The organism is Ruegeria sp. D7 (assembly GCF_056534355.1).
Window position 1 is genome coordinate 332,016 of sequence record NZ_JBQFPG010000004.1, and the last position, 24,833, is coordinate 356,848.

At 58.0% G+C, this 24,833-nt stretch carries 21 protein-coding genes; 11 read left to right on the forward strand and 10 right to left on the reverse strand.

All coding sequences use genetic code 11. From position 1 onward, the window contains the following. Window positions 1-30: 30 nt before the first annotated feature. Window positions 31-720 carry an aquaporin Z gene (aqpZ, locus tag ACRZ9U_RS08750; protein ID WP_170403069.1) on the reverse strand — a complete coding sequence of 230 codons (690 nt, stop codon included), beginning with the start codon at window positions 718-720 and terminating at the stop codon, window positions 31-33. A gap of 239 nt (window positions 721-959) precedes the next feature. On the opposite strand from aqpZ, the gene ACRZ9U_RS08755 reads away from it, so the two are divergent. After that, window positions 960-1,325, forward strand: coding sequence for a cupin domain-containing protein (locus ACRZ9U_RS08755; RefSeq protein WP_170403066.1), 366 nt, complete (start codon window positions 960-962; stop codon window positions 1,323-1,325). Between the two features lie 175 nt (window positions 1,326-1,500). Here ACRZ9U_RS08755 and ACRZ9U_RS08760 read toward each other — a convergent pair whose 3' ends face one another. The 4 genes from ACRZ9U_RS08760 to ACRZ9U_RS08775 form a co-directional block, all read right to left on the reverse strand. After that, window positions 1,501-2,001, reverse strand: a complete 501-nt coding sequence (locus ACRZ9U_RS08760) for a bactofilin family protein (RefSeq protein WP_170396528.1) — start codon at window positions 1,999-2,001, stop codon at window positions 1,501-1,503. Further along, on the reverse strand, window positions 1,991-3,316 hold the full coding sequence (locus tag ACRZ9U_RS08765) for a DUF5930 domain-containing protein (protein ID WP_170403063.1): 1,326 nt from the start codon (window positions 3,314-3,316) through the stop codon (window positions 1,991-1,993). Before ACRZ9U_RS08765 ends, ACRZ9U_RS08760 begins: the two co-directional genes overlap by 11 nt. 178 nt (window positions 3,317-3,494) lie before the next feature. After that, complete coding sequence (locus tag ACRZ9U_RS08770; protein ID WP_170404710.1) at window positions 3,495-4,313, reverse strand: ferritin-like domain-containing protein; 819 nt, start codon at window positions 4,311-4,313, stop codon at window positions 3,495-3,497. 85 nt (window positions 4,314-4,398) lie between these two features. After that, entirely contained in the window at window positions 4,399-4,860 is a 462-nt protein-coding gene (locus ACRZ9U_RS08775; protein WP_170396533.1) for a peroxiredoxin family protein, read from the reverse strand. Between the two features lie 68 nt (window positions 4,861-4,928). Here ACRZ9U_RS08775 and ACRZ9U_RS08780 point away from each other — a divergent pair, with 68 nt between their 5' ends. From ACRZ9U_RS08780 to ACRZ9U_RS08795, 4 genes are all read left to right on the forward strand, one after another. Beyond that, window positions 4,929-8,312 (forward strand): YhdP family protein, encoded by a 3,384-nt coding sequence (locus ACRZ9U_RS08780; RefSeq protein ID WP_480901604.1) that lies wholly within the window; start codon window positions 4,929-4,931, stop codon window positions 8,310-8,312. A 44-nt stretch (window positions 8,313-8,356) separates the two neighbouring features. Beyond that, window positions 8,357-9,403, forward strand: coding sequence for a tRNA preQ1(34) S-adenosylmethionine ribosyltransferase-isomerase QueA (gene queA / locus ACRZ9U_RS08785; RefSeq protein WP_170404706.1), 1,047 nt, complete (start codon window positions 8,357-8,359; stop codon window positions 9,401-9,403). 106 nt (window positions 9,404-9,509) lie between these two features. Further along, window positions 9,510-10,781, forward strand: coding sequence for an MFS transporter (locus ACRZ9U_RS08790; RefSeq protein WP_170403056.1), 1,272 nt, complete (start codon window positions 9,510-9,512; stop codon window positions 10,779-10,781). Between the two features lie 107 nt (window positions 10,782-10,888). Next, window positions 10,889-11,467 (forward strand): DUF924 family protein, encoded by a 579-nt coding sequence (locus tag ACRZ9U_RS08795; protein WP_170396541.1) that lies wholly within the window; start codon window positions 10,889-10,891, stop codon window positions 11,465-11,467. On the opposite strand, the gene ACRZ9U_RS08800 is transcribed toward ACRZ9U_RS08795, so the two are convergent. Then, window positions 11,464-11,898, reverse strand: a complete 435-nt coding sequence (locus ACRZ9U_RS08800) for a hypothetical protein (protein WP_170403054.1) — start codon at window positions 11,896-11,898, stop codon at window positions 11,464-11,466. The genes ACRZ9U_RS08795 and ACRZ9U_RS08800 overlap by 4 nt on opposite strands. A 212-nt stretch (window positions 11,899-12,110) precedes the next feature. On the opposite strand from ACRZ9U_RS08800, the gene lpdA reads away from it, so the two are divergent. Further along, window positions 12,111-13,505 (forward strand): dihydrolipoyl dehydrogenase, encoded by a 1,395-nt coding sequence (gene lpdA / locus ACRZ9U_RS08805; protein WP_170403052.1) that lies wholly within the window; start codon window positions 12,111-12,113, stop codon window positions 13,503-13,505. 135 nt (window positions 13,506-13,640) lie between these two features. On the opposite strand, the gene ACRZ9U_RS08810 is transcribed toward lpdA, so the two are convergent. Further along, the gene (locus ACRZ9U_RS08810; protein WP_480901607.1) at window positions 13,641-15,026 is read right to left on the reverse strand and encodes a dipeptidase; all 1,386 of its coding nucleotides are present in this window, start codon (window positions 15,024-15,026) and stop codon (window positions 13,641-13,643) included. Between the two features lie 302 nt (window positions 15,027-15,328). On the opposite strand from ACRZ9U_RS08810, the gene hemA reads away from it, so the two are divergent. The 3 genes from hemA (at window position 15,329) to ispG (ending at window position 19,089) form a co-directional block, all read left to right on the forward strand. Continuing rightward, window positions 15,329-16,552, forward strand: coding sequence for a 5-aminolevulinate synthase (hemA, locus tag ACRZ9U_RS08815; RefSeq protein ID WP_170403046.1), 1,224 nt, complete (start codon window positions 15,329-15,331; stop codon window positions 16,550-16,552). Between the two features lie 130 nt (window positions 16,553-16,682). Then, window positions 16,683-17,897, forward strand: a complete 1,215-nt coding sequence (locus ACRZ9U_RS08820) for a helix-turn-helix domain-containing protein (RefSeq protein ID WP_170403043.1) — start codon at window positions 16,683-16,685, stop codon at window positions 17,895-17,897. Window positions 17,898-17,967: 70 nt separating this feature from the next. Further along, window positions 17,968-19,089 (forward strand): flavodoxin-dependent (E)-4-hydroxy-3-methylbut-2-enyl-diphosphate synthase, encoded by a 1,122-nt coding sequence (gene ispG / locus ACRZ9U_RS08825; protein ID WP_170396552.1) that lies wholly within the window; start codon window positions 17,968-17,970, stop codon window positions 19,087-19,089. 6 nt (window positions 19,090-19,095) lie between these two features. Here the strand turns inward: ispG and ACRZ9U_RS08830 are convergent, their stop codons facing one another. The 3 genes from ACRZ9U_RS08830 to ACRZ9U_RS08840 form a co-directional block, all read right to left on the reverse strand. After that, window positions 19,096-20,121, reverse strand: coding sequence for an agmatine deiminase family protein (locus ACRZ9U_RS08830; RefSeq protein WP_480901609.1), 1,026 nt, complete (start codon window positions 20,119-20,121; stop codon window positions 19,096-19,098). A gap of 67 nt (window positions 20,122-20,188) precedes the next feature. After that, a complete protein-coding gene (locus ACRZ9U_RS08835; protein WP_170396556.1) occupies window positions 20,189-20,947 on the reverse strand; it encodes a DsbA family protein in 759 nt (252 codons plus the stop codon). Continuing rightward, window positions 20,944-22,329, reverse strand: a complete 1,386-nt coding sequence (locus tag ACRZ9U_RS08840) for a M48 family metalloprotease (RefSeq protein WP_170403037.1) — start codon at window positions 22,327-22,329, stop codon at window positions 20,944-20,946. The genes ACRZ9U_RS08835 and ACRZ9U_RS08840 overlap by 4 nt, the downstream gene beginning before the upstream one ends. On the opposite strand from ACRZ9U_RS08840, the gene ACRZ9U_RS08845 reads away from it, so the two are divergent. Beyond that, on the forward strand, window positions 22,328-23,491 hold the full coding sequence (locus ACRZ9U_RS08845; RefSeq protein ID WP_170403034.1) for an aminotransferase class I/II-fold pyridoxal phosphate-dependent enzyme: 1,164 nt from the start codon (window positions 22,328-22,330) through the stop codon (window positions 23,489-23,491). The two genes, ACRZ9U_RS08840 and ACRZ9U_RS08845, sit on opposite strands and share 2 nt — an antisense overlap. Before the next feature lie 66 nt (window positions 23,492-23,557). Continuing rightward, window positions 23,558-24,778, forward strand: a complete 1,221-nt coding sequence (locus ACRZ9U_RS08850) for an N-acetylmuramoyl-L-alanine amidase (RefSeq protein WP_170403031.1) — start codon at window positions 23,558-23,560, stop codon at window positions 24,776-24,778. The last annotated feature ends 55 nt before the right edge of the window (window positions 24,779-24,833 follow it).

Sequence of the window (24,833 nt, forward strand, 5' to 3'; positions counted from 1 at the left end):
TGCGGGCCGGGGGGTCTTGATGCGGCCGGATCAATCGTCGTCCGACATCGCCCGCCAGATCAGCGCGCCAATCGCACCGCCGATCAAAGGTGCCACCCAGAACAGCCACAGCTGCGCCAGTGCCGGACCATCGGCAAACAACGCCACGCCGGTTGACCGGGCAGGGTTCACCGAGGTGTTGGTCACCGGAATCGAGATCAGGTGGATCAGCGTCAGCCCCAATCCAATCGCAATCGGGGCGAACCCGGCAGGCGCGCCGCTGGAGGTCGCACCGAGAATGATCACGATGAAGAACGCGGTCATGACGATTTCGATGATCAATGCGGACATCATCGAATAGCCTTCGGGTGACGCCTCGCCATACCCGTTCGACGCGAACCCTCCAACGCCCTCAAAACCCGGCGCTCCGCTGACGATCAGATACAGCACGGCTGCCGCCGCGATCGCGCCGATCACCTGAGCGATCCAATAGGGGATCAGATCCTTGGCATCGAACCGCCCGCCGATCATCAGCCCAAGGCTGACCGCCGGGTTGAAATGCCCGCCAGAGATATGACCGACCGCGTAGGCCATGGTCAGCACGGTCAGGCCGAAAGCGAATGAAACGCCCAGCCAGCCGATACCCACATCGGCTACGCCTGCAGCCAGCACCGCGCTGCCGCAGCCGCCCAGAACCAGCCAGAATGTACCGAAGAATTCGGCCATGAGTTTTGATGACATGAAAAGCCCTCCAGAAATCAATGACTTTAAGGTTAATTCAAAAAACGCTTTTTGTGAAACTGTGAGAATGCGGGGAATTTTCCTTCAAGACACGTCAGATAGGGGGACTGTTAGGGAATATGCTTATTCCGGTGAGCTGGCGATTGAGAACGACACACTCGGCCCAACTTGCGTTTTTCTCCTTTGCGCCCCAATGTCCGGTATCGGTTGTGGGCTTGCGATGTGGTGGGGGTATCAAAGTGAAGTTCAAAAAACTGTATTCGGATGCTCAAGGCGAAAGCCATTGGAAAGACATCGAAGTCGAACTTGAAGAGCAAAGCTTTGCACCACCTGCGAAAGCAATCGAGATTTCAAAGCCAGAAGCTGTCAAGCAAACCATGTTCTTGAGACTCAAGAAGGGTTGGGATGAGCCAATTCATCCCACACCTGTCGCTCAAAAGCTCATTTGTCTTTCTGGCTCAGTGCGCGTGACCGCGAGCGACGGGGAATTCAGAGATATTGGTCCGGGTGACGTCTGGCATATGGAAGACAAACACGGCAAAGGCCACCACACAGTAGTAACAAGCGATGATGATTTTCTTTCGGTGATCGTGCAGTACGAGTAGCGGGGGCAGCGCAGACCAAGCCCTCCTGATCAACCAAGCGCATTGCGGCACTTGCGCGGTGTAAGGCCGCTACGTCCCGCATTGAGGTCATTGTTAGATCTAGACGAACACCCTAAAACAAAAAAACGCCGCAGGGTATCCTGCGGCGTTGCTGATTGGTCTTGCCGATAAGTGTTTACTGCTTCACTTCCGCCGCCGGGTTGGCACCCGATTTGCCGCTGCGGCCCGGGTTCAGCGGGTCGTCCTGACGCTGCACCGAACCTTCGAAATGCGCGCCGCTTTCAATGGCGATGGTCTTGTGAATGATGTCGCCTTCGACGCGGGCGGTCGAGGTCAGGCGGACCTTCAGGCCGCGGACGCGGCCCACGATACGGCCGTTGACCACTACGTCATCTGCAGTGACTTCGCCCTTGATGGTGGCAGTCTCGCCGATGGTCAGCAGATGGGCGCGGATGTCGCCTTCGACGGTGCCCTCGACCTGGATATCGCCCGAGGTCTTGATGTTACCGGTGATGTGCAAATCCGAGGACAGCACCGATGCGGGTGGCTTGGGCTTGGGAGGGGTGCTGGCCTTTGTTTCAGCCGGTGCAGGTGTTGCCGGAGTGGCCGGAGCGGCTGGTTTTGCTGCCTCAGTCTCTTTCGATCCGGGTTCGTTGATTTTGCTCTTAGAAAACATTTCTCGCAGCCTTGATGTAAGTCATTGGGTTAACAGGTTTTCCGTTCACACGGACCTCGTAGTGCAGGTGTGTGCCGGTCGACCGTCCGGTGCTACCCATATCAGCAATATGATCCCCGCGCGAGACCCTTTGACCAACCTTTACGCGTACCTTGGTGTTATGAGCGTAAAGTGTCTCAATCCCAAAGGCGTGCTTGATCTTTACCAGCCGTCCGAAACCCGATTGCCAGCCTGCATGAGTGACAACACCATCAGCAGTCGCGAAGATATCGGTGCCCGAGGGGCCGGCGAAATCAGCGCCATTATGCATGCGGCGACCGCCGGTCTTTGGGTCGCGCCGCGTACCGTAGCCGCTGGTGAAACGAACCGCTGCACGCACCGGGCTGGCGAAGGGGGCCTTTTCCGCAGCGATGCGATAGAGGTTCAGCTGGTCCATCTGTTCCAGCAGGATATTGGCGCGGATCTGGTCGGGGCTCAGTTCCTCACCGCGGGTGCTGAAGGATAAAGGGGTCAGCGGACCGCCCATACCGCTATATCCGCGCCGAACTTCGTCGAGGATACGATCTGTTGGCATGCCCGCGCTGCGGAACATCTTGTCGAGAGGTTCGACCGAGATCAGCATCGCCTCTTCCAACTGGCGGAAAATCTCGTCGCTGCGCTCCTGCATCAGGCGGATTTCAAGCTCGAGCTCGTCACGCTGGTCCAATGCGCCTTGCGCATCGGCAGCGATCTGGTCGCGCTGCGCCGCGGTCCGGGCCAGGGCATCGGTCATAAATGCCATCTGTTCCGGGTTTGCCGATGCCATCGCATAAGCCGCGTCCGCATCATTGCTGGGTTGCAGTTCGGCCAGTTTGGTCCGCGCGTCTTCGCGTTGCTTCATAGTGGCACGCAGCGTGGTTTGGATCACCTCGATGCCGGTTTCCAACTCGCGCCGGCGGTTCTCGGATTCCAGCAATTCGGACTGCATGACCGAAATCTGTTCCAGAGCTGCGTTGAACCTGTCATGTGCAGCCAGCGCTTCGGCCGCACGCGCATCGCGCTCTTCCGACAGGATGTTCAGACGTTCTTGATACGTAGCCTGATCGCGCTTGGCCTGTTCCCGGAAATTGCCCGATCCGATGCTGTCCATCAACAGAACTGACGTGGCAATCGCGGTCCAGGCGACCATCACCGACACACCGGCGACTGCAGCGATCTGAGTTTCAGAACTCAGTCGGATGAACCGCGTGTCGTTGTCAGATTTCAGAAAAACACGGCGCTCTGGAAAGTGCCGCTCGAGCAGTGAGTGTAGTTTAATTGCCAGACGTGTCCGCACGCGTCCTACCTCAATTGTCCCCATATCTCGGAGCCGGTCGTGAGTGAGTAGCCGCTCCTTGACGCGATTGCATAAAGCGGTCGAGGCATTCGGGCAAGTTTGTTAACCAATCAAGAGCTATGAACGGAGAATTACCGCACGTGATCGGCGAGAACTTGCCGATAGCGAGCATTTGCTGTCAGTCCGACACAACTCCGGGTGGTGGCAGGTCTTCGGTCAGGGGCCAATAGAAATCTGGCGGCAGTCCGGCCTCGGCCCGTTTCTCTTCGTTAAATGGTGGTTTCAGCGCGCCGTGGAAATAGCGGCGGACGAGGGCGTGGAATACATCCTTGGGGTCGGCATTCTCGCGCCCGCACAAGAAGTGGAACCATTTCGAGCCATAGGCGACGTGACCAACTTCCTCGGCATAAATCACTTCCAGTGCAGCGACTGCGTCGTCAGCCTTGGCCTTGCGGAAAATGTCGATCATTCCGGGGGTCACGTCCAGCCCACGTGCCTCAAGCACCATTGGGACGACGGCAAGACGACCCATAAGATCCTCGGCAGTGTCCTCGGCGGCGCGCCACATGCCTGCATGGGCGGGCAGGGCGCCATAATGGCTCCCCATCTGTTCGAGGCAGTCGCAGACCATCTCAAAATGGCGCGATTCTTCTTCGGCGCATTTCACCCAATCGTCATAGAAGCCGATGGGCATGGGCACATGGCCAAACCGGGCAATGATATCCCAATGCAGATCCACGGCGTTCAACTCTATATGAGCGACAGCGTGCAACAGTGCGATGCGGCCGGCCTCGGACCCCGCCCTTCGGCGCGGTACATCACGAGGCGACAACAGTTCGGGCTTTTCAGGTCGCGCAGGGTATAGCGGTGGCTTTGCGGTGCCCACTTCGATCTTGGGCGCGTCGCCTTGCCGGGCTGCGAACCAGGCAGCGGCGTATCGTTTGGACAGGGCGGTTTTCTCGCGACCGACTGATGTGGTCAAAACCTCGGTCGCCATTTCGGTCAGTGTTTTTGACACGCTTGCCCCCTTACGCTTCACTCCGCGCGGGTCATACCCTTGATGCCCGCGCGGGTCGAGAGGGCTAGAGCGCGCGTGCGGCCTCCAACACTTCGTCCACATGACCCGGCACTTTCACCTTGCGCCAGACGCGGGCGATTTTTCCATCCGCATCAATCAGAAAGGTCGAGCGTTCGATCCCCATGGATTTGCGTCCGTACATGTTCTTTTCGACCCAGACGCCATAATCTTCGCACACGCTCTGACCCTCATCGGACAAAAGCGGCGTCGTAAGGCCGTGCTTGGCGACAAATTTGTCATGCTTGGCCACGGTATCGCGCGAGATGCCGAAAACGTTAGCACCCGCATCCGCAAAGGCTTGTAGTTGTTCCGAGAAACCGATGGATTCCTTGGTGCAGCCCGGCGTATCATCGCGGGGATAGAAAAACAGAACGACCGCGCGGCCACGTTGTTCCGACAGGGTCACCTCGCCGCCGCCGTCGCGAGGCAGTGTAAAGTCGGGTGCGATGTCTGAGACTTCGGGCATATTCAAACTCCGGCTGAGAAATTAACGGTTGCCGCATATCATAGGGCTCCGTTGACAGGTTGAAAGGCGTGAGACGCAAATTGGTCCAGCAAGAACAGCAGGATGACACGAAGGCGGATAAGAAACCCCGCCGTCGGTCGCGGCGTCGGACCGCAGGGCTGTGGACATTGCGCGGTGTCTTCATCCTTGGATTTCTGGCACTGGTCACCGGCTTTATGGTTGTCGGCCAGCGCATGCACGCGCCGGATTGGTTGCGCGACCGGGTCGAGGCGCGCCTTGATCAGACATTGGGTGGCGTCAAAGTTCGGTTCGGCGATGTCAGTTTCATCATTCATGAAGGCTGGCGTCCGCGACTGCGACTGACTGATGTTCGTATCAGCGATGCGGACGGACGGCAGATTGCCGAAGTGTCCGACCTGCGGGCCAGCCTGTCGATGCGCCCGCTGTTGCGCGGGCATGTGCGCCCGAAGCGGATCATATTGCAAGGCGCGCAGATTGCACTGACACGGGGTGTCGATGGAGCGCTGTCGCTGACCGTCGGTGCCGGAAGTGCGCCGGTCGGTCAGGCCCGGAACCTGGCGCAGCTGATTGAATCATCGGACGAGGTGTTCCAGGCACCTATTTTGTCAGCCCTGACCTCGGTCGAACTGGATGCAATTACACTGGACTATCAGGACCTGCGGTTGGGCCGGTCCTGGGTGCTGGACGGCGGGCGTATTCAGGCCAACCGCAGCGCGGGTGAGGTTCGTCTGGCCACCAGTTTCTCGGTGCTGGCCGGTCGCGATTATGTCAGCACGATCGAGGCCAACTATACCAGTTTGCTGGGCAGTCCCGCTGCGCAGTTCGGCATCTCGATCACCGATCTTCCCGCCGAGGATATCGCAGGCCACAGCCCGGCGCTGGCATGGATGCAGGTACTTCGCACACCGATCTCAGGTGCTTTGAGGGGTGGCATTGATACTGAGGGCGCGCTGGGGCCGGTCTTTGCCACGTTGAATCTGGGTGCAGGCGCCGTGCAGCCCACGCCTGAAACAACACCGATCAAATTCGACGCGGCGCGGACGTATTTTACCTACGACCCGAAACAACAGGCGCTGGATTTCAATGAAGTCTCGATCCAGTCTGCCTGGGGTACGGTGCAGGCAGATGGCAAGGCCTTTCTACATGGGGTCAAAGCTGGCGGGTTGGACAGTATGTCGGGGCAGTTCCGCCTCAGCGGGATTGAGATCAACCCGGCCAATCTGTTCCCCGAAGCACTGAATCTGACGCGGGCCGATGTTGATTTCCAGATGAAACTTGCGCCGTTCCGTATACAGCTGGGGCAAATGACGGTTGAAGACGGTGCACATCGCGCACGGCTCAGCGGGTCTCTGGCTGGTTTGACCGACGGCTGGGTCGCAGCCATTGACGCGCAGATTGATCGGATGAGCTCTGATCAGCTGTTGAACTACTGGCCCGAACGACTTGCCCCGAAACCGCGCCTTTGGGTCACCGATAACCTCTATCACGGAGAAATGTCCGATCTGGATTTCGCCCTGCGTCTACGGCCCGGCGAAAAGCCGGACATCTATGCGGATTTCGAATTTGACGAGACCGAGATTCGGTTCGCCAAGACGTTGCCAACTATCCAAGACGCGCAGGGGCAGGCCAGCCTGCTCAACCGGCGCTTTACCGTCTCGGCGCAAAAGGGGATTGTGATCGCGGATGAAGGAGGTACCGTTGATGCCTCGGGCACCTCGTTCATCATCCCCGATACCGGCATCAAAAAAACCACCCCGGCCATTGCGCGGATTAAGGCCAGCGGCAGTGTAACCGCAGCCATGTCATTGCTGGACCGGCCGCCGCTGCAACTGCTGACCAAGGCCAATCTGCCGGTGGATCTGGCCGACGGTCAGGTCAGTCTGAGTGGAACGCTTTCCTTGCCGTTGATTAAGGGCCTGAAGCTGGAAGATACCAGGTTCCATTTTGTTGGCGAGTTGTCGAATTTGGACAGCAGCAAGCTGGTACCCGGATTTGAAGTCAGCGCAGACCGATTGGACCTGAGCGGCGACCAGACGCAAGTGGCCATCCAGGGCGAGGGGCTGTTTGGCGTCGTACCGGTTGAAGCGCTTTGGCGGCAGCCGATCGGAGGCGAAACCCCGCAGCAAAGCGAACTGACAGGTCAAATCGAATTCTCCCCGCGTCTGATGGAACAAATCAATGCCGGACTGCCGCGCGGCATGTTGACCGGAGAGGGGATCGCCGATTTCAGCCTGAGTCTTGGTGCGGGTGAGCCCCCGCGCTTGTCCGCACAATCCGATCTGGTTGGTGTCGCGCTGGCGATCCCTGAGCTTGGATGGCGCAAATCAGCCAGCACTGGCGGCTCTCTGACTGCCGAGGCCACGCTGGGCGCTCAGCTAAGTGTCGATTCCCTTCGGATCAACGCTGCTGGTCTACGGACAACTGCAGCGATCTCGTTCCGGGATGGCGGGTTCGAAAGGGTACGGTTCAGCACGTTCGAACTGGGCGACTGGCTTGCAGTTCCGGCGGAATTGATTGGGCGTGGTGCCGCGCTGCCAGATATCCGTGTGTTGGGCGGCGTGCTTGATCTGGGAAAATCCACCATCGGTGAGGGAGGTAGCAGCGGTGGTGCTGCCGGGCCCGGGCCAAAGCTGGATGTGAAGCTGGACCGACTACAAGTCACTGAATCCGTTGCGTTGACCGGGTTGACTGGCTCGTTTCAAACCACTGGCGGACTGACCGGCAGCTTTGCGTCGCAAGTCAATGGCGGTGCAGCGATCCGCGGTCAGGTCACCCCGCGCGCGTCCCGATCTGCGGTTGGTCTAACCTCGGACGATGCAGGGGCAGTTCTGCGATCAGCAGGGGTTCTGACGCAGGCACGCGGTGGAACAATGCAATTGCAGCTGGATCCGATCGCAGAGCCTGGAAACTATGACGTCGACCTGAAAATCAAAAATACGCGGATCACGGACGCCCCGGCCATGGCAGCGATATTGAACGCGATCAGTCTGGTGGGGTTGCTGGATGAAATGGCGGGGCAAGGTATTTTCTTCGCAGCCATCGACAGCAAAATGCGTATCACTCCGACCGAGGTGAAAGTGCTGAGCGGTAGTGCCGTGGGGCCATCAATGGGGCTGTCCTTTGATGGTACGGTCGACACTGTAGCCGGGATGCTGAACCTGCGCGGCGCGATTTCACCGATCTATCTGGTCAATGCAATTGGCAGCGTTCTGACCAAAAAGGGGGAAGGTATCTTTGCCTTCAACTACACTTTGTCCGGACCGCTGTCCGACCCGCAAGTTTCGGTCAATCCTCTGTCTGGTCTCGCACCTCTGTTTCTGCGCAACCTGTTGCGCGAGCCTGCGCCAACGGTCTCGGATGGCCCGAATGCCACACCGGATCGATCTGGCGAACCCAATCCCGCCTTCCAGACACGTGGTGAGGATCGCTGATCTGAGCTGTGGCCGAATCTGTCGGGCCGATGTATGGCGCGGCCATGAAACTCAGCGACTTTGACTTCCACCTGCCTGAACACCTGATCGCCACGCGTCCCGCCAGCCCGCGCTCGTCCGCGCGACTGCTGCTTGCGCAGGGTGATGCTGTTCAGGACCGGCGCGTGTTCGATCTGCCGGACATATTGCAGCCCGGGGACCGTCTGGTGCTGAACGACACCCGCGTCATTCCCGCTCGCCTCAGCGGTCGCCGCCACCGTGACAGCGCGCAAGGGCAGGTATCTGCCGCGATTGAGGCGACATTGCTGGACCCGCAATCTGATGGTTGTTGGGCCGCGCTGATCAAGCCGCTTAAGAAGATCAAACCGGGCGAAGAGATCGTATTCTCAGACGATCTGAGCGCAACCCTGGACCGAGTTGCCGATGGCCAAGCCTATCTGCGCTTTAACCTGACCGGAGAGGATTTCGATCAAGCGTTGGAGCAGGCCGGCGCGATGCCGTTGCCTCCCTACATCGCAGCGAAACGTGCGGCGGATGAACAAGACAAGACCGACTACCAAACTGTGTGGGCGCGAAACTCCGGAGCCGTAGCGGCCCCAACCGCGTCCTTGCATTTTGATGATGCGCTTTTGCAGGCGCTATCGGAGCGCGGTGTCGAGTTCACGCATGTCACGCTGCATGTGGGGGCAGGCACATTTCTGCCGGTCAAAGTGGAAGACGTGACCACCCACAAGATGCACGCCGAATGGGGACGGGTCAGCGCGCAGGCCGCTGCCGAGATTGCGGCGACCAAAGAAGCGGGCGGGCGCGTTATCCCGGTGGGCACAACTGCCCTTCGACTGATCGAAAGCGCAGCACGACGCGGCCGGATCGCGCCGTGGGAAGGCGAGACCGATATCTTCATATACCCAGGTTTTGAATTTCACGTCACTGATGCGCTGATGACCAACTTCCACCTGCCGAAATCCACATTGCTGATGCTGGTTTCGGCGTTGATTGGGCAGGATCGGGTCAAGTCGGTCTATGACCACGCTATCGCAGAAGAATATCGCTTTTTCTCATACGGCGACGGATCTCTGCTTATACCATAGTCGTATCTTGGCCATCTGCGCCCTTACAATGTCGTAGACAAGCGCGACGTGCTTCGTCATTGACGGCAAAGCGGACAAAACACACCGGCAATTTTGGATAGACAGAATGCTTCAGGTTCTTTCCAGCGCTTGGGCGCTTCTTTTGGGAATGGGATTGCTGATGGTCGGCAACGGCCTGCAGGGCACGTTGCTGGGTGTGCGCGGCGAAATCGAGGGCTTTTCGACCCTCGAGATGTCTTTTGTTATGTCGGCCTATTTCCTTGGCTTCCTAGGTGGTTCGCGTTTGGCCCCCGAGATGATCCGGCGAGTTGGTCACGTGCGCGTATTCGCAGCGCTGGCTTCCTTTATCTCAGCCGTCATGATCATGTATCCGATGCTCACGGATCCGATTGCATGGTCGCTGGGCCGTGTGATTATCGGATTCTGTTTCTCGGGCGTGTACGTGACGGCGGAAAGCTGGCTGAACAACGCGGCCAACAACGAGAATCGGGGACAGGCGCTGTCGCTTTATATGATGGTGCAGATGACGGGGGTCGTGAGTGCTCAGGCATTGCTGCTGGTCGGTGACCCGGCGGGATATGAGACCTTTGTCATCGCTTCTATTCTGGTTTCGATCTCATTTGCGCCTATTCTGCTGTCCATCTCTCCAACACCGGCGTTCGATACCACCAAACCGATGACATTACGCCAACTGATGGAAACATCGCCACTGGGCTGTGTCGGCATGTTCTTGTTGGGCGGGATATTCTCAGCGCAATTCGGGATGAGCGCCGTTTATGGCGCTCAGGTGGGGTTGAGTCTGGTCGAGATTTCGACCTTCGTCGCGGTGTTTTATATCGGCGCCGTAGTCCTGCAATATCCGTTGGGCTGGATGTCCGACAGAATGGACCGCCGTCTGCTGATCATGCTGGTGGCCGCTGTTGGTGGGGTAGGCGCCGTGATAGGCATGATACTGGGCGTCACTTTCACCATGCTTCTCGTAGCTGCCTTTATCATCGGCGGCATGACAAGCCCGCTCTATTCTCTGTTGATCGCGTATACCAATGACTACTTGGAGTATGACGATATGTCGGCGGCTTCGGGCGGTCTGGTTTTTATTAACGGCTTGGGCGCAATCGCAGGTCCAATTATCACCGGTTGGCTAATGGGGGCTGGCGTGCTCGGCCCACAAGGCTTTTTCCTGTTCATCGCGGCGCTGATGTTCATCATGGCCGCCTATGCGGCCTATCGTATGACCCAGCGCGTCTACAAACCCGTGGATGAAACCGGATCGATTGCCCCGATCTACCCGACATCTTCGCCCGTTGCCCTGGAAGTTGCGCAAGAGGTCGCCATTGAGGCAGCCCAGGACGAGCAGGATACGCAAGAACCCGCCTGAGCGCCGGAAATGTGACTTTTGTGTTGCAATATGTTACTGTCACAAATCTGTAAAAGTGATTTTAATGACGTTACGTCCTGGGGAGGGCAATTACGGAGTCTAGGGCAATGGTAGGTCCTGAAGAAGTATTGAGTTTTTGGTTAGATGAGGTTGGCCCCGAGGGGTGGTACCTGCAGGATGAAGCGCTGGATGCGCGGATCCGGGATAAATTTCTTTCAACATGGGAAGCCGCGTGTGAGGGTAAATTCTCGCTTTGGCTGACCTATCCTAGCGGTTCGCTGGCCTATATTATTCTTATGGATCAGTTGCCTCGCAACATGTTCCGAGGAAGCAAACAGGCCTTTGCATCGGATCGGGCAGCACTGGCTGCAGCGAAATGCGCGGTCGACAAAGGCTGGGATCTTAAGATCGACGAACCGGCGCGGCAGTTCTTTTATTTGCCGATGATGCATTCGGAAAATCTGTGCGATCAGGAGCGCTGTGTGCGCCTTATGATCGAACGGATGCCGGAAGGCGGCGAGAGCAATCTGCTTCATGCGCGCGCTCATCGTGAGGTGATCCGCAAGTTCGGTCGTTTCCCGTATCGAAACGATGCGCTGGAACGCGCGACCACTGAACACGAAGCCGCATATGTCAGTAATGGCGGATATGGTTCGACTGTGCGTGAGTTGCAGGCCGCGACCTAGGTCGCGGGCTCACAGCCTTTTAGGATCAGAAGGCGGTCGGTGACAGTGTCGGCGGATGTCGTGATGGCATAGTCGATCAAGTCTTCTGGTTCTTCGACCAGGCCCGCCAATCGGGCCTGAGTGTCTTCCAGCTTCCCCTCCAGATCACCCAAACGTCGCAATGCCGCATTCAACTGTTGGCGCGTAACCGCATCGAGTTGCGTGCCCTGACTGCCAAGGGTTGCAAGATCGCTGCGCAACGCGGCCAGTTCCCCACGAATTCCCTGCGCCTGATCTCGTAGCGGCGCCACGACCTGCAGGTTCTCAGCAAACCCGACCCGGATCTGATCGACAGACTGCGCAAGTTTCCACCCCAAAAACAGGCATAAAGCCAACAATATCAATGTCGCGTTCAAAAGAGCGAGCAGTAAATCTTTGAGCGTTTTAGCCATGATACGCCTTTCGAAAATCGGGAAGGTCAAAAACTGGAAGTGCATATTCGTCAGTTCTAGCCTTTGCGGTAACGTGGGTATAGGCTGAATTCAGCTCCAAATACCTGATTTGACCCCGCGTCACATATGTCGCGGGCTCTGATGTTGATGCGTTGTAAAAAATAGTTTAACGGTAAACTAGTTTTTGAACTGACCTGTGCCGAGAGGGAAACATGGCTGCACAATCTTATGATCTGATCGTAATCGGGGCTGGCCCCGGTGGCTATGTAGCCGCTATTCGCGCGGCGCAACTGGGCCTGAAGACCGCTGTTGTCGAGCGCGAGCATCTGGGTGGTATCTGCCTGAACTGGGGTTGTATCCCGACAAAGGCACTACTGCGGTCATCGGAAGTGTTTCACCTGATGGAGCGTGCCAAGGATTTTGGCTTGAAAGCAGACAAGGTCGGCTACGATCTGGATGCGGTTGTGAAGCGCTCGCGCGGTGTTGCCGCGCAGTTGTCCGGCGGTATAGGTCATCTGCTGAAAAAGAACAAAGTCGCTGTTGTCATGGGCGAGGCATCGATCCCCGCCAAGGGCAAGGTCAGCGTCAAAACAGACAAAGGCACGGAAGACCTAACCGCGAAGAATATCGTTCTGGCCACCGGTGCCCGGGCGCGCGAACTGCCGGGCCTTGAAGCGGATGGCGATCTGGTCTGGACGTACAAACACGCGCTGCAACCGCCGCGGATGCCCAAGAAACTGCTGGTCATCGGCTCGGGTGCGATCGGGATCGAATTCGCCAGCTTCTATAACACGTTGGGCGCGGACACGACCGTGGTCGAGGTGATGGATCGAGTGCTGCCTGTAGAAGATGCCGAGATCAGTGCATTTGCCAAGAAAGCTTTCACCAAGCAGGGCATGACCATCATGGAAAAGGCGATGGTTAAACAATTGGACCGCGCCAAGGGCAAGGTGACTGCGCATATCGAGGTGAAAGGCAAGGTTGAGAAACACGATTTTGATACGGTGATCTCGGCCGTGGGCATCGTCGGCAATGTGGAAAACCTCGGGCTTGAAGCCTTGGGTGTGAAGATCGACCGCACGCACGTGGTCACCGATGAATACTGCCGCACTGGGGTAGACGGGCTTTACGCTATAGGTGATATCGCCGGGGCGCCCTGGCTGGCACACAAAGCCAGCCACGAAGGCGTGATGGTAGCTGAGCTGATCGCGGGCAAACACGCACATCGGGTGAAGCCTGAAAGCATCGCGGGCTGCACCTATTGCCAGCCTCAGGTCGCTTCGGTTGGGTATAGCGAAGCCAAGGCCAAAGAGCTGGGCTATGAGATCAAGGTCGGACGCTTCCCGTTCATCGGCAACGGCAAGGCCATCGCGCTTGGTGAGCCCGAGGGACTGATCAAGACCGTCTTCGATGCCAAGACTGGGGAACTGCTAGGTGCACACATGATCGGTGCCGAAGTCACAGAGCTTATTCAGGGCTATGTGGTCGGTCGCCAGTTGGAAACCACTGAAGAAGACCTGATGAACACCGTCTTCCCGCATCCGACGCTGTCTGAAATGATGCATGAAAGCGTGCTGGATGCCTATGGACGCGTGATCCACATGTAAGGACAGGGGGCTCTGTCCCCCGCCGCGGCAAGCCGCGACTCCCCCGAGATATTTATAGCCAGATGAAGCAGGGGATCCGTACTTCATCTGGCCGAAAATACCTCGGAGCGCGAGGCAGAGCCTCGCAAAGGATCCTCATTTATTTGTTGCTTCCAATATACGGGCCCACGAGCGGATGCCTTTGTGGAAGCTTTTGACGTCGTATTTCTCGTTCGGCGAGTGGATGGCATCATCGTCGTTGGCATACCCAACCAGCATCGAATCCAGCCCCAACACTGTATTGAAATATCCAACCACCGGGATTGATCCGCCCATCCCGGTGAAAACGGCCTCGCGATTCCACTCGTCCGAAAGTGCTCCGCGGGCCGCTTCGAATTCTGGGCGGCTAAGGTTCATCACCGAAGCAGGCGAGCCTTCGAGATCACTGTCCCAGACCACTTTAGCATCCGTAGACAGGCGCTCTTCGACATGTTTGCGGATCCTTTTGCGGAGCGCGTCCGGGTCCATGTCGCCGACCAGGCGGCAGGTGATCTTGCAATGTGCCTCGGACGGGATAACGGTTTTGGAGCCCGCGCCGTTGTAACCTCCCCAAAGGCCATTCACTTCAAGCGTGGGTCGCGCCCATTGTTGTTCCAGCGTGGAATAGCCTGTTTCACCGTGCGGCTCGGTATAGCCAACCGAATTCAGGTATTCCGCTTCATCGAACCCGCAATTCTCCCATTGGCGCAATTGCTCGGCCGGGACTTCGTGTACGCCTTCGTAAAAACCTTCGACTGCGACGCGGCCGGTTTCTTCATCATAGAAGGATGCGACGATGCGCGACAGTTCCCGCAGCGGGTTCAGACCCGGCCCGCCATAGTGGCCCGAATGCAGGTCGATGCGGGGACCGATGATTGTGAATTCATCCTTGAGCATGCCGCGCAATTGCGACGCTATCGAAGGCACCCCCCGCGACACCATCGAAGTATCACAGACCAGCGCGAGATCCGCCTGAAGCTCGGATTTGTTTGCTTTGAGAAATGGCACGAGTGAGGGCGACCCGGATTCTTCCTCACCTTCGAAGAAAAACGTGATGCGGCAGGGCAGGGTGCCATGCACTGCTTTCCAGGCGCGGCAGGCCTCGACGAAGGTCATTAGTTGGCCTTTGTCGTCAGAAGCGCCGCGCCCGCGTATCACCTGTCCGTGTGGAGTGTCTTCCAAAGCCGGATCGAAAGGATCGCGTGTCCACAGCTCCAGCGGATCGACAGGTTGCACATCATAGTGTCCATAGAACAGAACATGCGGCCCACCGCTGTCCTCACCGACATGGCCAACGACCATGGGATGTCCCGGAGTTTCGCGCTTTTCGGCTGCAATACCGATACTTTTCAGATCCGCCACCAGCCAATCGGCAGCCTGGTCGACTTGGTCCTTGAAGGCCGGGTCAGTCGAGATGGAGGGAATGCGCAGAAACTCCATCAGGCGGTCGATGGAGGTGGTCAGATCGGCGTCGATCCGGCTCAGTACAGCGTCAAGCGACATAGGGGTCTCCTGGGAAGGTCTTGAAATTGGGCAGAGCCTATCAGCATGGGCGGTACCGTCCAGCAGGTTTCTGTGCTGGATCTGGGGGAAAGGCCTGCGGCGTTTCCTCGCGTCTTGTGGTCGTAACTTTGCTTGTCGGTTTAGGCGTTTGGCGTTATTTGATGCAAATCAAAGTTGGGTTCGGCTGTTCGGCTGTAGGCCAGTTGGACAGATGAACGCGACGCCATACTTCCAGCCCGGCTTGTGAAGTGGCGAAAAAAGTCGCCCGGGGCTATAATAACCGGGCATCCAAGGAGGGTCCGTTGGACTATACTGCTCAGCTCGATACAGCGATTGCCAGGCTGCATGACGAAGGACGTTATCGGACCTTTATCGATATTGAACGCCGGAACGGTCATTTTCCGCATGCGGTACGGACTTGTCCCGATGGTTCGCAGCAGAACATCACCGTGTGGTGTGGCAATGATTATTTGGGCATGGGTCAGAATCCTGTTGTTCTGGAGGCCATGCACGAGGCGGTGGAGGCCGCAGGCGCAGGCTCGGGCGGAACGCGCAACATTTCAGGCACGACAGTCTATCACAAACGGCTGGAAGCTGAATTGGCGGACTTGCACGGCAAAGAAGCCGCACTGCTATTCACCAGTGCCTATATCGCCAATGACGCGACACTCAGCACTCTGCCAAAACTGTTCCCCGGCCTGATTATATATTCCGATGCACTGAACCATGCGTCGATGATCGAAGGCGTGCGCCGCAACGGGGGTGCCAAACGCATCTTCCGCCACAATGACGTGGCACATCTGCGTGAGTTGCTTGAGGCTGATGACCCTGCAGCCCCCAAGCTGATCGCGTTTGAGTCGGTCTATTCGATGGATGGCGATTTCGGACCGATTGAAGAGATTTGCGATCTGGCCGATGAATTCGGTGCTTTGACCTATATTGATGAGGTTCACGCAGTTGGCATGTACGGCCCCCGCGGCGGGGGTGTAACCGAGCGTGATCGGTTGGCGCATCGCATTGACATCATCAACGGAACGCTTGCCAAAGCCTACGGTGTCATGGGCGGCTACATCGCGGCGAGTGCCAAGATGTGTGACGCCATCCGGTCCTATGCGCCGGGCTTTATCTTTACTACCTCGCTGCCACCTGCGGTTGCGGCAGGGGCGGCAGCCTCGGTGGCCTATCTCAAGCGCGCGCCTGAACTGCGCGAGCAGCACCAGACCCAGGCCAGCATTCTTAAGCTGAGGCTGAAAGGACTTGGCATGCCTCTGATTGATCACGGCAGCCACATTGTGCCGGTGATCGTTGGCAACCCCGTCCACACCAAGAAGTTGAGCGATATGCTGCTGGATGACTATGGTATCTATGTGCAGCCAATCAATTTCCCGACCGTTCCGCGCGGCACCGAACGTCTGCGGTTTACGCCATCTCCGGTGCATGGACCCGACGAAATGAACCGTCTGGTGCAGGCGATGGACGAACTTTGGTCACATTGTGCGCTAAATCGCGCCGAACTTGCTGGATAACCTCACGCTAAAGTGTGCAACGAGTTTGCTGCGTGTTAAGCTTACGCTAACAAAAGAAGCGGACGAATCGTTATAGGGGCGATTCGACGTTTGCGCGTAACACGCGACAGGCAAAGATGGGGCAGCAGGAATGATTGGGCGCAGATCACAGCGCGATTCCGAAGAAGACATGGACGTCAGACCCAAGGGTTTTGATGACTATGAGGTACGGCTTGGCGATGTCATGCGCGGCGAACGTGCAACGATGGGCAAGTCGCTTCTGGATGTGCAGCGTGAACTGCGAATCAAAGCCAACTACATCGCCGCCATCGAAAATGCAGATCCCGATGCCTTTGACACACCCGGCTTCATCGCCGGGTATGTGCGTTCATATGCCCGCTATCTGGGCATGAACCCCGATGAGACTTTTGCGACCTTCTGTCAGGAAAGCGGTTTCGAGGTTGCGCATGGCATGTCGGCCGAGGCGTCGGTGGTCAAAAAGGCGCAAGGTGGTTTGCCCTCACGCGGGCCGATGGGACGTGATCCGTTTGTCTCGCCCAATACGCCTTATATTCCGGGCCGCGAATCCGTAGTCAGCCAGATTGAACCGCGTGCTATTGGATCGACGCTGGTGCTGTTGGCCGTCATTGGCGGCATCGGTTATGGGGGCTGGTCGGTTCTGAACCGCATTCAGCAGGTGCAGGTCAGCCCGGTTGAGCAGGCCCCCGTCGTGCTTACAGACCTTGACCCGCTGGATGCCGCGCAGGCCCGGCCCGAGGCAACGGAACTGGCCAGCGCCGAGGTGCCAAGCTCTGAAGCGCTGGATCGTCTGTATCGTCCGCAGGCACTTGATGTGCCGGTGCTGGTGGCGCGCGATGCGCCGATTTCCACCCTTGATCCGCGCAATGTCGGAACGTTCCGCGCGCCTGAACCTCCGCAAATCAAAGTGACCGAAGTTCATACGGTTGAACGCCCGGCCTTGCCTCAAGTGGTTGAAAAGCTGGATACGACGCTGAAGATCGTGGCCGTGAACCCTGCTTGGATGCGTGTCACTGCAGCCGATGGCAGCGTGATTTTCGAAGGAACTCTGGGTACCGTTGAGCAGGGCAGCACGTTTGAAGTGCCGCTCACCGAGGAACCCCCGCAACTGCGAGCAGGAGCCGCGGGGTCGGTCTATTTCTCGATGAATGGCGAACACTTTGGTCCTGTGGGCGCGCCGGGTACGGTGGCCAAAGGTGTTGTTCTGTCAAAGGATGCCGTTGCAGAAACCTTCGCAGTTGCCGATCTTGAGGCCGATCAGAACAGCGCACTCAAGCAACTGGTGGCCGAGTTGCAGACCGAGGCGGCAGAAGCGCCCGCCGAGTGATCTTGGCATTGCTCCCCAAGGGATGGCGAACTATCTAAGGGTCAATTCAGGCTGATCCGGATCGATCCTCATGTCGCTCAATCACGTGCGCCCTTGGCGCAATATCTATCGCCGCAAATCCCGCCAGATCATGGTTGGCAATGTGCCCGTCGGAGGTGACGCACCGATTGCCGTGCAGACCATGACCAACACGCTGACCACCGATGTGGCTGCGACCGTGGCACAGGTGCAGGCGGCAGCAGAGGCGGGGGCGGATATCGTGCGGGTCTCGGTCCCGGATGAGGCCTCGTCAAAAGCGCTGAAAGAGATCGTGCGCGAAAGCCCTGTTCCTATCGTGGCTGATATTCATTTCCACTACCGTCGCGGAATCGAATCCGCCGAGGCCGGTGCGGCCTGTCTGCGGATCAATCCGGGCAATATCGGCGATGAAAAACGGGTGAAAGAGGTCATCAAAGCCGCGCGAGACCACAATTGCTCGATCCGGATCGGGGTGAACGCAGGGAGCCTGGAAAAGCACCTGCTTGAGAAATACGGCGAGCCGTGCCCCGAAGCGATGGTCGAGAGCGGGTTGGAGCATATCCGTATTCTCGAAGACAACGACTTTCACAATTTCAAGATCAGTGTGAAGGCCAGCGACGTATTCCTGTCAGCCGCGGCTTATCAGGGCATTGCCGAGGCGACGGATGCGCCCATCCATCTGGGCATCACCGAGGCCGGAGGGCTGGTCAGCGGCACCATCAAATCGGCCATCGGTCTGGGCAATCTGCTGTGGATGGGCATTGGCGACACGATCCGCGTCAGCCTGTCTGCTGATCCGGTGGAAGAGGTCAAGGTCGGCTATGAGATCCTGAAATCTCTGGGCCTGCGCCATCGCGGCGTGAACATCATCTCATGCCCCTCCTGCGCGCGACAGGGTTTTGACGTAATCAAAACGGTTGAGGCGTTGGAGCATCGCTTGGAACACATCAAGACACCCATGAGCCTGTCGATCATCGGCTGTGTCGTGAACGGTCCGGGTGAGGCGCTGATGACCGATGTCGGTTTCACCGGTGGCGGGGCAGGCTCGGGCATGGTCTATCTGGCAGGCAAAGCCAGCCACAAGATGTCAAACGACCAGATGATTGATCACATCGTTGAAGAGGTCGAAAAGAAGGCAGCAGAGCTAGATGCGGCAGCTGAAGCTGCTGAGTAACAAGGCCTATGCAACAGGCATTTGCTGTGTTGCGCAGTGAATGCCGCCGCCCAGCTCGCCCAATACGTCGACATTCAATGCAATGATCTCGCGCCCGGGGTAGTGACGAGCTAGGGCCATCTGTGCAATCTCATCGGTTTCGCGGTCTCCGAACTGGGCCATCACGATGCCGCCATTACAAACATAGTAATTCGCATAAGACGCCACGAATTCGGGATCGTTAACTCGGCGCCTATTGGGTTCAGGGATCACCTCAACCTGCAATCCTTCGGCGACGAGACGGTCATGAGTATCAAGGGCCGCGACATGAAACGGATCATCCATATCCGGCTCGTCTGGCAGGTTGATCAAAACGCGCCCAGGGCCGGTGAAGCGCGCCAGACTGTCGATGTGGTAATCGGTGATATCCTCGCCCCAGACCCCATCGGACCAGACCATGCGGTCGGCCCCATATGCAGCCAGTAATCGAGATTCAATTTCATTGCGTGACAGGTCTGGATTGCGGTTCTCATTCACCCATGAGCTTTCATGGGCCATGATCAACCCATGACCGTCTTGTTCTACACCGCCGGCCTCGCCTTTCAAGCCGGTCGGAAGCAGGGGCAGACCGAGATGGTCGGCAACCTTGGCAGCGATCCGCGCATCGTGTTTGTGCACCTGTTTCCGACCCCAGCCGTTGAACTGGATATGAGTGACCGCAATCCCGCCTCGATTGTCGATCACGAAGATTGGACCCGCGTCGCGGCACCACAAATCTTCGGTTGGAACATCCCAGAGCTCGACTGATGAGGATAGTTTTTGACGCGCATCCGCATGGTGCTTTGCCGCCGCAAGCATTGTCACGGGTTCAAAGGAGGAAATGGCGTTCGCGATTTCCGCGATGGTTTGTTGCACCATATCCAGAAAGATCTGGTCACGGTAAACTTTGCGGCTGACCGGCCATTGCATAAATGTGCGTTCGTGGGGCGCTTCTTCCGCCGGTACAAAGAAGTTTGAGGTGCGCTGAGCGAGGGCTTGCTTAGACAGGCCCATAAAACTCAGCGCACCTCCAGTGAGTAAGAGGTTCCGTCGATCCATGCTGGAAACCCACAGTGATGACTTAACCCTGTTCTGCCCGAACACCATTTGCGATCTGGAGCATTTGGTCTGCGGGCAGGTACCCGCGCATCATTTCGGTGCCCAGAACAAAGGACGGTGTGCCTGAAATCCGCAGCTTTTGCGCCAGATCGCGGGTTTTTGCGATTTCTTCGGTGACCTCATCGCTGTTCATTGCCGCGATGATCGCGTCGCTGTCCAGACCCAGCCCATCTGAAATCCGGCGCAGGGTCACCTCGGAGGGCTCGCCGCTGAATTCCAGCAGAGCGTCATGGACCTGCTTATAGGCATCGTCTCCGGCCACCTGTTTTGTTGCGATGGCAAAGCGGGATGACGCTACAGAGGCATCGCCCAGGATCGGCAATTCCTTAATCACAAGACGGATATTGCCGTCCTCGGCCAGCAGGGTGGCCACTTCGGGCACGGCGCGTCGACAGTAACCGCAACGGTAGTCCATGAACTCGACCAGAGTAATATCGCCGTCCGGATTGCCACCGACCCAGCTGTAACCGTCATTAAAAAGCTCGTCAGCGTTGGCCGCGACAAGCTCCTTGTCAGCCTGAGCCTCGGCAACGGCATTGCGTTCCTCAAGGATGTTGATCGCCTCGAGGATCACTTCGGGGTTTTCCAGAAGGTATTCGCGCACCTGTGCGCCAAACTCGGCCTTCTCGGCGTCGCTCATCGCGTTCAATTCCAGCGCCTGCGCAGGACCAGTGATCAGGGAAAGACCCAATAGGGCCGGTGCAGCATGTCTCAGGATCATTTCCGTTTCCTCTTTTTCTTCTTCTTTGCGCGCTCCGAGGCAATCAACACATCCTGTGCCCTTTGCCAACCCGGAGAGCCTTCGGGGAGCTGTGCAACAGCCCGTTTAGCATGTATGCCCGCATCATCAAGTCGGCCCTGCAGCGCATAGCGTTCTGCAGTCACCGCAGACGCCATTCCGTTGTTGCCCACCTGCGAATAGGCAGAACCCAGATCCTGCATCAGCCGGGCATTGCGATAGTCGCGTGCGCGTGCCTTTTCAAGCACTTGCAGGGCTTTCTTCGTCTTGCCATCCGCCAGCAAAGCACGTCCGTAACCGGCGAGGATCAGGGCATTGTTGGGCGCCATATCAACGGCTGCACCGTAGGCATCCACAGCTTCGCGCACGCGCCGGTTCTCCAATAGAATCTGGCCCTTCAATTCATAAAAAAACGGATCGTCAGGGCGAATCTCCAGCGCATCATCGATTGCGGCGCGGGCACGGGCGAGATCGCGATTTTGATGATGGGCCGATGCCTCGCGCATCAGGCGTATGTCACGATCTTTTTCTTCGCCCGCGCGACGCATGGTCCAGGTCGGGGATCGAAGAAAGGCTGACAACTTACCTTTGATCCGCGCGAACCAGTAATCGGCATTTGCGTTTTGCTCTGCCTTGTCGCCGAATTCGTTCAGAAAGGCCTCGGCCGCGCGCAAACGTTCGCGGCTGGTAGGGTGTGAGCGCATGTAGGGGTCTTGATTGACGGGGTTCAACAGCTCTTGCCCCGCGAACTTACGGTGCAGGTTGACCATCCCGCGCGGAGATACTCCCGCCCAACGCAAATAGCTGGCAGCACTTCGATCCGCCGAGGCTTCTTCGGCCCGCGTATGGCCCAGAAAGCTGCGCAGCGCCGAGGCTTGTGTGCCCGCTGCAATTCCTGCAGCAGCTTCTCCGCCACCTGCGGCTGCGGCTGCAAGCGCTAAAAGTGTCCCAAGCTGCGCGTTACGTTGTGCCGCGCGCAGGTTCTCTGAGCGTCTGGCCAAGTGGCCGTTGGCGATGTGCGCGGCCTCGTGTGCGATCACCGCTTGCAGCATCTCGGGCGTATCGACGCTCAGGATCAAGCCATAGTTGATATAGATCGTGTTGTAATCGATCACGAAGGCATTGAACGTACCATCATTGACGATCAGTACGCGCACCCGGTTGGTGTTCAGGCCAGCGGCCCGCAGGATCGGAAAGGCAAGCTCTTGCAGCCCGTGTTCAATGTCGGGATCGCGGATAAGGCTTTGCGCGCTGGCCTGCATGGCGCTGATCGACCATGTCACTGCCAGCAGCAACACGGCCGGGATTGACGCCAGCCGGGATAAGCGTTCAAAAGCCATGGCTGCAACATGGGAGATGGCCATGAGAAACTCAACCCGTTCCGGGGTCGATCCCTTCATCGTGATGGACGTGATGGAGGCCGCGCGCAAGGCGGAAGAAGCCGGGCGGCATGTCGTTCACATGGAAGTAGGTCAACCGGGGACCGGCGCACCCAAAGGGGCAACCGAAGCATTGGCGAAGGCCATGGAACAAGGGCCGCTTGGGTATACGGTGGCTTTGGGTTTGCCCGCTCTTCGTCAGCGGATCGCGCAGATGTATGGTGAATGGTATGGCGTTGATCTCAATCCAGAACGGGTGGTCATCACACCGGGATCATCGGGCGGGTTTTTGCTCGCCTTTACCGCTCTGTTCGACAGCGGTGATCGGGTGGGGATTGGTGCCCCGGGATATCCCTCATATAGGCAAATCCTGAAAGCATTGGGTTTGGTGCCGGTAGACTTGCCGACAGCACCGGAAAACCGGCTGCAGCCGGTGCCCGCCGATTTCACGGGGCTTGATTTGCAGGGATTGATGGTTGCCTCGCCTGCCAACCCGACTGGGACAATGCTGGATCATGCGGCGATGCAGGCGCTGATCGATGCGGCGCACGCGCAGGGTGCATCGTTCATCAGTGACGAGATTTATCACGGGCTGGAATACGAGGCCAAAGCCGTCACTGCGCTCGAGCTGACGGATGAGTGCTATGTGATCAACTCATTCTCCAAGTATTTCTCGATGACCGGTTGGCGTGTTGGCTGGATGGTTGTGCCCGAAGATCAGGTGCGCGTGGTCGAGCGGATTGCCCAGAACATGTTCATCTGCGCGCCTCACGCCAGTCAGGTGGCCGCATTGGTAGCTATGGATTGTGACGACGAATTGCAGGCCAATCTGGATGTATACCGCCGCAATCGTCTGTTGATGTTGGACGGGTTGCCCAAGGCCGGTTTTACCAATATCGCACCGCCGGATGGGGCGTTTTATGTTTACGCGGATGTCTCAGACTTGACCGATGACAGCCGGGCATTTGCAGCCGAGATTCTCGACAAAGCCGGGGTTGCCGTGACGCCGGGGCTGGATTTCGACCCGGTGCGCGGGCACACGACGCTGCGATTTTCCTATGCGCGATCGACCGAAGACATTCAGGAGGGACTGGATCGGCTGCAACGTTTTATGGCCAAGCGAGGTGCGATCCCGCAATCGGCCTAAAGCGTTCACAAAGGCGGCGTCATGCGATAGGCTCTGCCTCAAACGATCTCGGGATAACTTGAGGCCATGAGCAGGATTTTCTACGCAATCGCCCTGATCTGGGCGTTGAACGGTGTCGCTGTCGCGCAGGACTTCAGCGCGCTCGCACGCGTCCTTCCGGACCAGAGCAGCATCGTCGATGATGGCAATACCGGCGTAAGGGTCGAACTTGGGCTGACTCAAGGCGTGCCATACCGCGTGTTCACGCTGCGCGATCCATACCGCGTGGTTCTGGATTTCCAAGAGGTCGACTGGTCTGGCCTGAACCGCGAGACCTTCCTGCAAACCAGCCGGATCAGCGGTGTTCAATTCGGGGCATACGTGCCCGGTTGGTCGCGTCTGGTGTTGGAGCTGGGCGCTCCGCTGGCGGTGGAAACAGCTGATCTGCGGGTTGATCAGGCGATGGGCACTGCTCAACTATCGCTGCACCTGAAAGGCATTGATTTTGACAGTTTTGCAGCCAGCGCAGGTGCCCCCCGTCAACCCGGCTGGGATTTGCCGGAACCCGCAGTGACACCGGCACTGCCGCGGCGCGACGGTGTGCGGGCGGTTAGGGTCATGCTGGATCCCGGGCATGGCGGCATTGATCCCGGGGCAGAATTCGCTGATACCAATGAGAAAACACTGATGCTGACCTTCGCGCGAGAGCTGCGAGAGGCGCTGCTGCGTACCGGCGGTTTCGAAGTGGTGATGACGCGTGTTGACGATCAATTCGTCTCGCTCGAACGCCGTATCTCGCTGGCACATCAGGCCGGGGCCGACGTGTTTATCTCACTGCATGCGGATTCGCTTTCCGAAGGGCTGGCGCATGGGTCGGTCGTCTACACTCTTTCAGAGGAAGCTTCAGACGTTGCCAGTCAAAAGCTGGCCGAACGGCATGACCGGAGTGATTTGATCGCAGGTATTGATCTCAGCGGTGCGGACGATCAGGTCGCTGATGTGTTGCTGGATCTGGCTCGGCAAGAGACGGTGCCACGCAGTAGCGCACTGGCGCGCTCGCTGGTGGATGGAATGACGCAGCAGGGAGGCCCGATGAATCGGCGTCCGCTACGTTCTTCGTCGTTTTCGGTGTTGAAGGCAGCAGATATCCCATCGGTTCTGGTTGAGTTGGGTTTTTTGTCCAGCCCGCGCGATTTCAAGAACATCTCTGATCCAAACTGGCGCGCATCCATGGCGCATGGGCTTGTGCAGGGGCTTGAGAACTGGCGCCGGGACGATCTGGTGAAGCGATCTCTGATCAGACAATGACGCAGCGGCGCAAAACAGCCATTGTAGCCTTTCGTGTTTTGACCCTGCGCGGGGG